We start from the raw sequence: 12,817 nt of genomic DNA on the forward strand, positions 1-12,817 counted from the left end.
ATGGCGCGGCAACACAAGAAAAAGAGGCGTCCTGTTTCTGGCTGGGTCATATTTGATAAACCAAAAGGAATGAAATCAACAGAAGCTGTCTCACAAATCAAATGGCTCTTCCATGCTCAAAAGGCAGGACATGCGGGTACACTTGATCCTCTTGCTTCTGGTCTCCTTCCCATTGCATTGGGCGAAGCAACCAAAACCGTCCCTTACGTGATGCAAGGCAAAAAAACTTACCGTTTTCATATTGCTTGGGGGCAAGAGCGCTCAACAGATGATTTAGAAGGAGAAATAACGAAAACTTCTCTCATACGTCCAACACAAGAAGAAATACTTGCTCTTCTTCCTCAATATACAGGTGTTATTTTGCAAACACCTCCACAATTTTCAGCAATCAAAATTGCTGGAAATCGTGCCTATGATTTAGCGCGTGAAGGGGAAGTTGTTAAAATTCCGCCCCGTGAAGTGGAAATAGAAACTTTCAAGTTATTAGAAATGCCTACTAAAGAGCATTCTGTCTTTGAAATAACCTGCGGAAAAGGAACTTATGTGCGCTCTTTAGCACGCGATATGGGACGTGATCTCGGTTGCTATGGGCATATTGCTGATTTAAGACGTATTGCCGTCGCACCTTTTGATGAAGAAGATCTCATTACATGGGAGGAACTAAAAGCGGCCATTCCGCCAAATAAAAACACTACAGATGAGAATAATCGTTCTTTTGAAAAAAACTTCTCAACACTCGATGGGCTCTTAATTGACACAAGCGCCGCATTGGATTGCCTCCCTCACTATATCCTTAATGAAACTCAAGCACAGAGAATTATAAGAGGCCATTCTATCCTCTTGAATCATCACAAAGCAGCTCTTGATGAAGAGGAAATTTGTGTCCTCTATAAGGAACAACTTCTTGCTATTGGCACTCTCGACAAAGGTCTATTTAAACCAAAGCGGATTTTCACAATTTAATCGATTCTTTTCCCAACCACCTTTTGCGGAAAGATATTTTTCTCTATCAATTAAGAAAAATATGGTGCTTTTCATTGTCTATATTTACCGTATTCATATCAAAATTTAAGTCAGTGCTATAAGCTAACACCACCACACACTTTTTCCTCTTAATGTCGCAACAATCCTTGCATTTAAAGGATTCATAAAAGGCTTTTTATTTCTTTTTCAATCGTTTTTTACTCATACTTTAGTCCTCGTTTATAATGTACAAGCAAAGATATGGACTGATTTACTCTAAATAGATTTGAAACGAGAAAAGCTTAAGATTTTCAGAATCTATCACTCAACATGAAAAATGAAAAATAACCATTATAAATCAATTCATTAAATATTGAAACAACAATTTTTTTATGATTACGCTAACAAATTGATCGAAATAATATTAATATATGTAATATTTACAAAAACTGTTTTAACCCTAAGGGAGATGATCAGAGGAAACTTTTAAAAGCATCTCATTGGCTTGAGGTATTGTTTGGCGTTCAATCATACGGTGCACTCTTATACCGTTAGGAGCACAATTTAAATGACGCAGACGTTTATTGACTTCTGCATCCGCTTTTGTGCGACGATGATTATGGCGTAAATAATCTACCCATGTTGGCATATGATAAGCCTCTGTCCAATATTCAGGTCTTTCAAGATCTCGTAAAAGGACCCACTGACGCGCACCATCACGTAATCGAATATGGCGTCGACGCGTCATCACTTTGAGAAACTCTTCGAGTTCATTTTCATGAATTTGGTAATCAATCATTATCATGATCGGGCCACTTCTTGCTTTGAGGTCGAGTAATAGTTCCGGCTCTCTAAAATGATCAAGAGGATTTAAATCTATCTGAGGAATTTCTTGAATTCTAAATTTTACCCCTGCAAGAGCACCAAAAATCAAGAATAAAGAACAAACGCTCAAAGCAATTGTTGGAGAATAACCATCAGCCAAAACTCCCCAGATTGCACTTCCAATAGCCATCCCCCCATAAGATGCCGTTTGATAAAGTGCTAAAGAACGTGCAACAACCCAGCGTGGTGTAGATAGTTGTACAGATGTATTAAACAATGATAATGCCAAAACCCAACATAACCCTGCAGGAAATAAAGCAATATGGCTTATAATCAGGGAACGGCTGATTCCCAATAAAAAGCAAGAAAAGGCAAAACCAATAAATGCACTTGCAATAATTGTTTCTGAACGAAAATGATGCCGTACAACTGCATTAATAATACCTGCGGTCATGGCTCCTAACCCAAAACAACCGAGCAATGTACCATAAAGAAGGGCACTTCCTCCAAGAACTTTATGTGCAACAATTGGCAAAAGTGCTAAAATCGAAATTGCTCCTATACCGAAAAGGAACGCTCGAACCATAATACTTAAGAGATTAGGTGACATCGCAACATAACGCAAACCATCTGAGACAGCTCCTAACAGCCTTTCTCGTGGCAATGAGTTGTTTTCATAATTCGACTTCCAGAAAAACAACGCACCAATAAGAGGAATATAGCTTATAGCATTAAACAAAAAAGCAGCCGATGCCCCTAAAGTTGCAATAATGGCACCACCAATAGCAGGACCAACACTCCGCATCAAATTAAAGCCAACACTATTCAAACTAACAGCAGCAGGAATATTTTCCCTGCTCACAATATCTCCTATCGTTGCTTGCCAAGAAGGATTATAAAAAGCTGTGCCACATCCAATCAAAAACGTAAAACATAACAAAAGCCAAGGTGTTAGAAATCCCATATAGGCTAAAACAGATAAACTCATCGATATGACCATCATCATAATCTGTGCACACAACATAATTTGACGCCGATTAAAATTATCAGCTAATGCCCCTGCCATCAAAGAAAACATAACAAGTGGTAATGTTGTGGCACTTTGAACGAGCCCAACCATGGAATGCGAAGAACTAATCAACGCCATTAACCACCCTGCTCCAACAGCCTGTATCAGCCCCCCTAAATTAGAAATAAGAGTAGATGACCATAAATTTCGAAATACCGAATTACGAAAAAGTTTTAATGTTGAAATGCTCTGCATCTTTTTCCTCCAACGGTATTTATCACTTTTGTTACCACATACACGCTCATAATCTTTGTATCAAAAGGATGCATAATTGTTTAAAACACTTCTCATAAAACTCTATTTAAATCAATATTTCAAAACAAAAGCTTTTATTTAAAGAAAGACTTCAAAATGCTGTCAAGGACTAGTATTTTAACCTTCTTTCCTATATAAGAACGAAAATGGTAAGAGTCTTCGACTTTTCCTGTTTTCTCACAGACCCTTGCTGAACGACATCTCGGCTATGGGTGGCTTTATGTTTCTTCGTTTTTGGAAAGGATAATACGATGTCGATTACAGCTGAACGTAAAAAAGCTCTTGTCGCAGAATACGCAAACAAAGTTGGTGATACAGGATCACCAGAAGTGCAAATTGCTGTACTTTCTGAACGTATTTCTAATTTAACAAACCACTTTAAATCTCACAAAAAAGATAATCATTCTCGTCGTGGTCTTTTGAAGATGGTATCTCAACGTCGGCGTCTTCTTGATTATCTTAAAGGAGTTGACCAAAATCGTTATCAGACACTTATAAAGAAATTAGGTTTGCGTCGCTAAAAGAAAAATGGAAGTGGTATTTAAAAAACACCCATTTTTTCAACGTGTTGCTTTTAATTAAAAATTTTAAAAACTGATAAGTTATTATGGGATAGAACTGCTCATCGTTTCGCATTTAAGCAGTTTACTTCTCTTTTCTTGCAACAAAGATAAAAAGTATGTTGTCCACCCCAGATCTTGGAAGTATGCTACGCAAAACCAGAATGTGAGCAATCAAAGATTTAAACACTGGTCATTAAGGATAAAAAATGTTCAAAACGCACAAGATAGAAATTGAATGGGCCGGGCGTCCGCTCACCCTTGAAACAGGGAAAATAGCGCGTCAAGCTGATGGTGCAGTGATTGCTACCTATGGAGAAACGATTGTCTTAGCTACCGTTGTATCGGCCAAAATCCCAAAACCAGACCAGGACTTTTTTCCACTCACCGTTAATTATCAAGAAAAATCCTATGCTGTTGGTCGAATACCTGGGGGCTATTTAAAACGTGAAAGTCGACCAAGTGAAAATGAAACTTTGGTTTCACGTTTGATTGATCGCCCAATTCGTCCCCTTTTCGTTGAGGGATATAAAAATGATACACAAGTTATTGTTTCCGTTATACAGCATGATCTCGAAAACAATCCCGATATCCTTGCGATGATTGCATCTTCTGCCGCATTGACCCTGTCAGGTGTTCCTTTCATGGGGCCTATAGCCGGTGCCCGCGTTGGCTATTGTAATGGACAATATATTCTTAATCCTCATATCGATGAAATGCCTGAATCAAAACTTGATCTTGTTGTTGCTGGAACAGAAAGTGCTGTTTTGATGGTTGAATCAGAAGCACAAGAATTACCGGAAGATATCATGTTGGGGGCCGTAATGTTTGGTCACAAAGGCCTTCAACCTGTCCTTGATGCCATTATAAAGCTTGCTGAAGTTGCTGCAAAAGATCCTCGTGATTTTGTTCCTGAAGATCTTTCTGAGCTTGAAAAAGCGATGCAGAAAATGGCAGAACAGGATATACGAAAGGCTTACACAATTACTGATAAGCAAGAACGTTATGCTGCAATTGATGCACTAAAGACAGAAATCCTCAATAAATTTATGCCAGAACCAGAAAAAGACTGTCAATTTAGTGCAGATCAAATTGCAACCGTATTTAAACAGTTGCAAGCAAAAATTGTTCGCGGAAACATTCTTGATACCCAAAAGCGGATTGATGGACGCAATCTTTCTACCGTACGCCCTATCCAATCAGAAGTAAGTATTTTACCCCGCACACATGGATCAGCACTCTTTACCCGCGGAGAAACACAAGCGATTGTCGTTGCAACATTGGGAACTGGTGAAGATGAACAATATGTTGATTCTTTGACAGGAATGTATAAGGAAACATTCCTTCTCCATTACAATTTTCCACCATTTTCAGTGGGTGAAACGGGACGCCTTGGTTCTCCAGGTCGTCGTGAAATTGGACATGGCAAATTGGCATGGCGGGCAATTCACCCCATGTTACCAACGAAAGAATCTTTTCCTTATACCATTCGTGCTGTCTCAGAAATCACTGAATCCAATGGCTCTTCTTCTATGGCAACGGTTTGTGGAACCTCACTTGCTCTTATGGATGCTGGTGTTCCTCTAGCACGCCCTGTTGCTGGTATTGCTATGGGCTTGATTAAAGAAGGAGAACGCTTTGCTGTTCTTTCTGATATTTTAGGGGATGAAGATCATCTTGGAGATATGGATTTTAAAGTCGCAGGAACAGAAAATGGTATTACTGCCTTGCAAATGGATATCAAAATTGATGGTATTACCGAAGAGATTATGAAAATCGCGCTTGAACAAGCCAAAGGTGGACGAATCCATATCCTTAATGAGATGGCGAAAGCTTTAACCAGTGCACGTGCTGAGCTGAGTGAATTTTCTCCACGAATCGAAGTTATGAATATTTCTGTCGATAAAATCCGTGATGTTATCGGCTCTGGTGGTAAAGTTATTCGGGAAATCGTGGAACAAACTGGAGCAAAAATTAATATTGAAGATGATGGTACCATTAAAATTGCTTCTGCTGATGCTAAAACCATTGAAGCAGCAAAACGTTGGATCCATTCTATTGTCGATGAGCCTGAAGTTGGTGCTATCTACCAAGGAACAGTTGTAAAAACTGCAGAATTTGGTGCATTTATAAACTTCTTTGGTTCTCGTGATGGACTCGTTCATATCTCTCAGCTTGCATCAGAACGCGTCACCAAAACAACAGATATTGTAAAAGAAGGTGACAAAGTTTGGGTTAAATTAATGGGCTTTGATGAGCGTGGAAAAGTTCGGTTATCAATGAAGGTTGTTGATCAAACAACCGGAAAGGAAATCACCGGTGATAAAGCGATGAATGAAGAAAAGTGCGTGGATGAAAAAAAACAACCTGAAAATAAGCGCCGCCGTAAGAAAGAAGAGTAAGTTTTTCCTCTTATCGTATCATGAAATGCCATCCCAACATTGGAGTGGCATTTTTCTTTGAAAGAGTCATATGTGTTATTATTTTTGCCTTTTGAAAATCATGAACTCCCGTATCCTGATCCAAACCAGTGTTGGCTAAGTTTTGGTTTAACAGAAATCCCAGCTCCAGAATGGGCACAAAATTTAAAAGTTATTACGCCTTGGCGACCAGATTTTTTAAAATTTGTCGATACTCAATTTCACTGCTCTCCTCAAATAGATAAAACTTTCAGCTATGATGGTGCATTTTTACATTTGAGCAAATATCGTGGTTTGAACCAAAATTGTTTTCTTGATTTATTAGAGTGCGTTAAACCCAATGGATGGATTGTAATCAGTGGGGATAAAATTGCTGGTGCTGCTTCAATGATAAAATGGGTCAAAACAATTGTTCCCATCACCAATAAATTGTCTAAAAATCATGGTCTTGTATTTTGGTTGCAAGTTCCTCAACAAATTGAGAGACATAACATTGCGCAATTGCGCTCACCACCGCTCACTTTTGGTAAATTTCAAACCACTTCTGGTATGTTCTCACACGGACGTATTGATCCAGGATCTGCTGCGCTTGCTTCTTATATGCTCAAAATTATTTCTGGAAAAACGGCTGATTTTGGTGCTGGATGGGGTTATCTTTCTCACGTTGCGCTTGAAAGAAGTGAAAAACTCACCGCTCTCGACCTTTATGAAGCAGACTACAATGCTTTGAGAGCAGCAAAACAGCACCTTAAATCCATAACAGCTCCTTTTCCAATTCATTTTTATTGGCATGACCTTGTACATGAACCTATCACAAATCTATATGACACAATCATTTCAAATCCACCGTTTCACACACAACAAACAACAGATGTTTCATTAGGAAAAAATTTTATTATAAATGCTGCAAAGTGCTTAAAGCCAAGCGGCAGTCTGCTTTTTGTTGCAAACCGCCACCTGCCTTATGAAACATTATTAAAAAATATTTTCCGCACAGTGTTGATACATGAACAAGCCCATGGTTTCAAAATTATCGAAGCACGCAGATAAACAGAACAAGCAATAACTTTCAAAGAATAAAACGTGAAAGATCGATATCAGCAGCAAGCTCGCCAATAGATTTTCTCACATAAGCAGCATCAATTTTAAACGATGTTCCAGCTTTATCAGGTGCAGTGAAAGAAATCTCATCCAAAACGCGCTCCATCACTGTTTGCAAACGACGTGCCCCTATATTTTCAATCCTTGCATTTAAATCTACAGCAATATCTGCTAAAGCATCAATTGCATCATCGGTAATTTCCAAATGAACCTCTTCTGTTGCCATAAGAGCAATATATTGTTTAATCAAACTAGCTTCTGGTTCCGTTAGAATGCGCCGTAAATCTTCCCTTGTTAAAGGGTTCAGCTCCACACGGATGGGCAAACGTCCTTGAAGTTCCGGTAATAAATCAGATGGCTTGGAAACATGAAATGCACCTGAGGCAATAAAAAGAATATGATCTGTTTTGATTTGCCCATATTTTGTAGCAATTGTTGTTCCTTCAACCAAAGGCAAAAGATCCCGTTGAACGCCCTCACGCGAAACCGCAACACTTGCTCCACCATCCCTAGTTGCAATTTTATCAATCTCGTCGATAAAAACAATACCGTCATTTTCAGCAACACGAAGCGCCTCTTGAATAATTTGCTCCTGATCAAGGAGTTTTTCAGATTCATCATCAATGAGCGGTTTAAAAGAATCCTTTACTGTCGTCTTACGGACTTTTGTACGACTGCCCATTTTGCCCAAAATATCTGATAAATTCATAATACCCATTTGTGCCCCAGGCATACCAGGAATATCAAAGGTTGAAGCACTATTGCTATTATTATCGGCGACTTCAATTTCAATCTCTTTCTCATCCAATTCACCTTCACGCAATTTTTTACGAAAACTATCACGGGTAGCAGGACTTGCTGTTTTACCAACAAGGGCGTCTAAAACCCGCTCTTCAGCATTCACGTGAGCCTTTTCTTTTATTTCATCCCGTTTCTTTTCACGCACAAGAGAAATGGCAATTTCAACAAGATCTCGAATAATTTGCTCAACATCACGTCCCACATAACCAACTTCAGTAAATTTCGTCGCTTCTACTTTCACAAAAGGTGCTCCAGAAAGTTTTGCTAATCGACGTGCGATTCCTGTTTTACCAACACCTGTTGGCCCTATCATTAAAATATTTTTTGGCATAACTTCTTCACGCATCGGCTCATCAAGCTGTTGCCTACGCCACCGATTGCGCAATGCAATAGCTACAGAGCGTTTGGCATCATTTTGGCCAATAATAAAACGATCAAGTTCAGAAACAGTCTCACGAGGGGAAAATACAACACACATTTAAATAGCTTTCTCTAAAGAAGATAATTCTGCATCCAATGTTTCAATCGTAAAATGATCATTGGTGTAAACACAAATTTTAGCGGCAATAGCCATAGCTTTACGAGCAATAGTTTCTGCATCTAAATCCAAATCCATGAGTGCACGCGCTGCTGAAAGAGCAAAATTTCCTCCAGAGCCAATTGCCATAACCCCATCTTCTGGTTCTAAGACATCACCAAGCCCTGTTAGAGCCAAAGTTACTTTCTTATCAGCCACGAGCATCATTGCTTCGAGACGACGCAAATAGCGATCTGTTCTCCAATCTTTTGCAAGTTCCACACAAGCACGCATAAGCTGATCAGGATATTGTTCAAGCTTTGTTTCCAATCTCTCCAGTAATGTAAAAGCATCTGCCGTAGCACCAGCAAAACCAGCAATAACCACTCCGTTCTTTCCAAGACGACGCACTTTACGTGCATTGCCTTTCATAATTGTCTGTCCAAGAGAGACCTGACCATCCCCGGCCATCACGACTTGTCCACCTTTTCGTACCGTAATAATTGTTGTACCATACATTATGTCTGGCTTATGTTCTGTCATAAGGAAACTCCTTAATATTAACTTTACTTTTTAATATTGATTTCTTTTCATACAATGTAAAACTCAATTACTATTGTCCTATTTAAGAACATATACAGCAAAACACAATGATTCAGCATAACTCAATTTGTTGAAAATTGGAAAAATGATATCATTGTTGTCAATGTAAATTACTGCTAAATAGCTTTATATAAACAGTTTGTGCTTTTTAGAGGAAAATTATGAAAAAAATAGCCATAGGGACCTTAGGTGGAACAATTGCAATGACTGCTGATAGTTTTGGTCACATGCAACCGACTTTAACTTCAGATAACCTCATAAAAAGTGTTCCTGATTTAAATAACGTTGCTGATATTCATGCACAAACATTAATGCAAATACCAAGTGGATCTTTATCGTTTCAAATGTTTTTTGAAATAATTAAGTGGGCAAAACAACAAATAAACGCTGGTGCAGAAGGTATTGTTTTAACACAAGGGACTGATACTCTGGAAGAAACAGCTTTTTTTCTTTCTCTTTATTGGAAGGAAGCCGAACCACTCATCATAACCGGCGCTATGCGCATGCCTCATGAAGCAGGCGCCGATGGCCCCGCAAACATTTTAGCAGCCACTCGTGTCGCAGCAGCCACACAAAGTCGTAACAGGGGCGTTCTCGTTGTCATAAATGATGCAATTCATTCACCTTATTGGCTCTATAAAAGCCATACCGTCAAAGTCGAAACATTTCAATCAGGTCTTGCAGGTGTTTTAGGAACTATTTTAGAGGGAAAACTTATTTATTTCAATGATCGAAAATTTTTTCCGACAACGTTTGATCTTCCCCAAAACCATGACCATCAAATTGCACTGCTCTATTCCTCTTTATCATCTGGTGCACAATTAATGAAACTATGCCTTGAAAGTGGGTATTATGCTGGAGTTGTTATTGCTGGTTTTGGTGCAGGACACTGTAGTTTTCAAGAAGCAGACCTTGTACAACAATATGCACAAAAAATACCAATCATTATTGCTAGTCGTTGTTGTAATGGCTCAACAACTCGTATAACTTATGGCTATAAAGGCTCCGAAATTGATATGATTGCTTCTGGTGCTCTCATGTCTGGTTATTTATCAGCCGTAAAAGCGCGTCTACTTTTATGGGCTTTTTTGGCGCAAGGGCACTCATTAGCACAAATCCGTGCAAACTGGAATGACTGGACTATAAGTTAATGAAAAATGATCTATTATCTTAAAAGAAGAGAGCATGCAAAACAAAATTTATATGAAAATAAAGCCGCTCATCTGTCTACTCTTAATCAATTGCTGCTGCAAAAAAATCTCGACAAATACAAATGATTGATACGACTATACAAAAAATTAATCAGAAAGATAATCTGGTCAAATCCGTTTCTGACCGATATTCACCCTATCGTGTTTTTACTGCACAAGAATGGTCAGAGTTTCGTGAAGACACACCTCTTACTTTGACTTTTGATGAAATTAAGCGTTTACGCTCTATTGATGATCCTATCGATCTTAAAGAAGTCCAACGCATTTATCTTTCTTTATCGCGTCTGTTATCATGCCATGTTGAAGCAGTACAGGAACTTTTTCACAAACGTCAGCAGTTTCTCCATCAAGAAGAGAGTAGAAAAACGCCCTTTATTATTGGAATTGCTGGTTCTGTAGCTGTAGGAAAATCAACCACGGCTCGCATTCTTCAAGAACTGTTGAAACGTTGGACATCTAGTCTTAAAGTTGATCTAATCACAACGGATGGTTTTCTCTATCCTAACGCAATCTTACAGCAAAAAAATCGTATGAATCGTAAAGGATTTCCTGATTCCTATGACATTAAAAAACTGCTGTGCTTTCTTTCGGCTATAAAAGCAGGTATCGGAAATGTTCGTGCCCCACTTTACTCACATATGACCTATGATGTTCTAGAAAATCAGACAATTACCATTGATCGTCCTGATATTTTAATTGTTGAAGGTATTAATGTATTACAAGTCAGTGATCTTCCTAAAGATGGAAAAGCTATTCCTTTCGTATCAGATTTTTTTGATTTTTCAATCTATGTCGATGCCGAAACAGAAGTCATTCGTCACTGGTATTTGGAGCGCTTTAAACGTTTGCGTAAAACAACTTTTCAAAATCCTGAATCCTATTTTCATCGTTATGCCCACCTCAATGAAAAAGAAGCCTCAAAAATCGCTGAGGATCTTTGGCAAACGATTAATTTAAAAAATTTACAGGAAAATATATTGCCAACACGACCACGGTCCAATCTCATTCTACGAAAGGGAAAAAATCATTTGGTCGAATATGTCGCACTTAGACGACTATAAGGATCTCATAACTATGCACCACCACATTCATTTTACCTCAACGCGTATCGATAACAGTTGCCCTATCATATTGGTAAACCAAAGAACTCTTGCCAACTTATCACTTGATGCGTCAACAACAGCATGGATAAAAGTTAATGACTTTACTGGTAAAGCAGGACAAATACTCTTTATTCCTCACGAAACGGGGCATTTAAAAAAAGTTTTATTTGGAATTGGCAATGGTAACGATCCTTTTATCACAGGACTGCTTGCTCAAAAGCTTCCTGCTGGTCAATGGCATTTAGAAGGTACAACCTCTGATGAAATAAATACCTATCTTGGATTGGCATTTGGTAGCTATCAATTTAATCGCTATCGTCAAAATTCTTCTTTCAAATCATTATCTATCCATGTCAATGAGGCGATTGATCTCAATGAGCTCCAACGAATTTATGAAGCTGTCTTTTTCGTCCGTGATCTCATTAATATTCCAGCCAATGATATGAACCCTGATACTCTCGAAAAAGAAGCTCGAAAACTAGGAAAAACCTACGGTGCTCATATCAAAAGTATTTGTGGAGACGATCTCTTAATCCATAACTTTCCGATGATTCATGCTGTAGGACGAGCAGGCAGCACTGCACCACGACTGATTGAGTTACTCTGGGGGCAAGAACATCATCCTAAAATAACGTTGGTGGGCAAAGGCGTAACTTTTGATACTGGAGGTCTCGATATTAAATCAGCCAATAACATGTTACTTATGAAAAAAGATATGGGGGGTGGAGCAAACGTTTTGGGATTGGCTAAACTTATCATGGATGCAAAATTGCCTTTCCGTTTACGCGTTTTGATTCCAGCTGTAGAAAATGCAATTTCTGGGAATGCTTACCGACCAGGTGATATTCTCAAAAGTCGTAAAGGTTTAAGTGTTGAAGTAGGTAATACAGATGCTGAAGGGCGCCTTGTCCTTGCCGATGCACTCGCCTATGGTGATGAAGAAAGTCCACAATTCATGCTTTGTATGGCTACTTTAACAGGGGCAGCGCGTATAGCACTAGGACCAGATCTTCCCGCATTTTATTGTAATGATTCAATATGGGCACAACAAATTTCTGAATCTGCTCACGCTGTCTTTGATCCTCTTTGGCAAATGCCCCTTTGGAAACCTTACCAAGAGATGTTATCATCACCAATTGCTGATCTTAACAATGTAACTGGAAACAGCTTTGCTGGTTCTATAACAGCTGCTTTATTTCTTAATTCTTTTGTTGAAAAAGCTGAACATTTTGCGCACTTTGACCTTTATGGATGGATTCCAAAAGAAAAACCAGGATACCCTGTTGGTGGATCAGCACAAACTATTCGTGCCCTTTATAATATTTTTAAAAAATGAATTTTGACACAAATATCCACAAAAATGGACAATTTTGCAATTTCAAGAACAGT

10 protein-coding genes are annotated in these 12,817 nt (G+C 38.7%); 7 read left to right on the forward strand and 3 right to left on the reverse strand.

Going from position 1 to position 12,817, the window contains the following annotated elements; translation table 11 throughout:
* Window positions 1–963, forward strand: a complete 963-nt coding sequence (truB, locus tag ACFIQC_RS03995; RefSeq protein WP_375646308.1) for a tRNA pseudouridine(55) synthase TruB — start codon at window positions 1–3, stop codon at window positions 961–963.
* A 460-nt stretch (window positions 964–1,423) separates the two neighbouring features.
* Here truB and ACFIQC_RS04000 read toward each other — a convergent pair whose 3' ends face one another.
* Window positions 1,424–3,052 carry an MFS transporter gene (locus ACFIQC_RS04000; RefSeq protein ID WP_375639495.1) on the reverse strand — a complete coding sequence of 543 codons (1,629 nt, stop codon included), beginning with the start codon at window positions 3,050–3,052 and terminating at the stop codon, window positions 1,424–1,426.
* A 311-nt stretch (window positions 3,053–3,363) separates the two neighbouring features.
* On the opposite strand from ACFIQC_RS04000, the gene rpsO reads away from it, so the two are divergent.
* From rpsO to ACFIQC_RS04015, 3 genes are all read left to right on the forward strand, one after another.
* Window positions 3,364–3,633: a 30S ribosomal protein S15 gene (gene rpsO / locus ACFIQC_RS04005; protein WP_375611819.1), complete on the forward strand. Its 270-nt coding sequence runs from the start codon at window positions 3,364–3,366 to the stop codon at window positions 3,631–3,633.
* Window positions 3,634–3,881: 248 nt separating this feature from the next.
* Entirely contained in the window at window positions 3,882–6,074 is a 2,193-nt protein-coding gene (gene pnp / locus ACFIQC_RS04010) for a polyribonucleotide nucleotidyltransferase (protein ID WP_375630006.1), read from the forward strand.
* Window positions 6,075–6,146: 72 nt separating this feature from the next.
* Window positions 6,147–7,142, forward strand: coding sequence for a class I SAM-dependent methyltransferase (locus ACFIQC_RS04015; RefSeq protein WP_375630005.1), 996 nt, complete (start codon window positions 6,147–6,149; stop codon window positions 7,140–7,142).
* A 19-nt stretch (window positions 7,143–7,161) separates the two neighbouring features.
* Here ACFIQC_RS04015 and hslU read toward each other — a convergent pair whose 3' ends face one another.
* Window positions 7,162–8,472 (reverse strand): ATP-dependent protease ATPase subunit HslU, encoded by a 1,311-nt coding sequence (gene hslU, locus ACFIQC_RS04020; RefSeq protein ID WP_375611822.1) that lies wholly within the window; start codon window positions 8,470–8,472, stop codon window positions 7,162–7,164.
* A complete protein-coding gene (gene hslV, locus ACFIQC_RS04025) occupies window positions 8,473–9,054 on the reverse strand; it encodes an ATP-dependent protease subunit HslV (protein ID WP_375611823.1) in 582 nt (193 codons plus the stop codon).
* A 221-nt stretch (window positions 9,055–9,275) separates the two neighbouring features.
* On the opposite strand from hslV, the gene ACFIQC_RS04030 reads away from it, so the two are divergent.
* The 3 genes from ACFIQC_RS04030 to ACFIQC_RS04040 all read left to right on the forward strand — a co-directional run bounded on the left by ACFIQC_RS04030 (window position 9,276) and on the right by ACFIQC_RS04040 (window position 12,764).
* A complete protein-coding gene (locus tag ACFIQC_RS04030; protein ID WP_375621189.1) occupies window positions 9,276–10,265 on the forward strand; it encodes an asparaginase in 990 nt (329 codons plus the stop codon).
* Window positions 10,266–10,387: 122 nt separating this feature from the next.
* On the forward strand, window positions 10,388–11,386 hold the full coding sequence (gene coaA / locus ACFIQC_RS04035) for a type I pantothenate kinase (RefSeq protein WP_273790598.1): 999 nt from the start codon (window positions 10,388–10,390) through the stop codon (window positions 11,384–11,386).
* A 13-nt stretch (window positions 11,387–11,399) separates the two neighbouring features.
* On the forward strand, window positions 11,400–12,764 hold the full coding sequence (locus ACFIQC_RS04040; protein WP_375706772.1) for a M17 family metallopeptidase: 1,365 nt from the start codon (window positions 11,400–11,402) through the stop codon (window positions 12,762–12,764).
* Window positions 12,765–12,817 lie beyond the last annotated feature (53 nt).

It is taken from the genome of Bartonella sp. AA126HLJHH (assembly GCF_042197425.1).
Taxonomy (GTDB): Bacteria; Pseudomonadota; Alphaproteobacteria; order Rhizobiales; family Rhizobiaceae; genus Bartonella.

Coding starts and splice junctions, on each gene's coding strand:
- truB (WP_375646308.1), top strand. CDS start 1: ATGGCGCGGCAACACAAGAAAAAGAGGCGTCCTGTTTCTGGCTGGGTC.
- ACFIQC_RS04000 (WP_375639495.1), bottom strand. CDS start 3,052: ATGCAGAGCATTTCAACATTAAAACTTTTTCGTAATTCGGTATTTCGA.
- rpsO (WP_375611819.1), top strand. CDS start 3,364: ATGTCGATTACAGCTGAACGTAAAAAAGCTCTTGTCGCAGAATACGCA.
- pnp (WP_375630006.1), top strand. CDS start 3,882: ATGTTCAAAACGCACAAGATAGAAATTGAATGGGCCGGGCGTCCGCTC.
- hslU (WP_375611822.1), bottom strand. CDS start 8,472: ATGTGTGTTGTATTTTCCCCTCGTGAGACTGTTTCTGAACTTGATCGT.
- hslV (WP_375611823.1), bottom strand. CDS start 9,054: ATGACAGAACATAAGCCAGACATAATGTATGGTACAACAATTATTACG.
- ACFIQC_RS04030 (WP_375621189.1), top strand. CDS start 9,276: ATGAAAAAAATAGCCATAGGGACCTTAGGTGGAACAATTGCAATGACT.
- coaA (WP_273790598.1), top strand. CDS start 10,388: ATGATTGATACGACTATACAAAAAATTAATCAGAAAGATAATCTGGTC.
- ACFIQC_RS04040 (WP_375706772.1), top strand. CDS start 11,400: ATGCACCACCACATTCATTTTACCTCAACGCGTATCGATAACAGTTGC.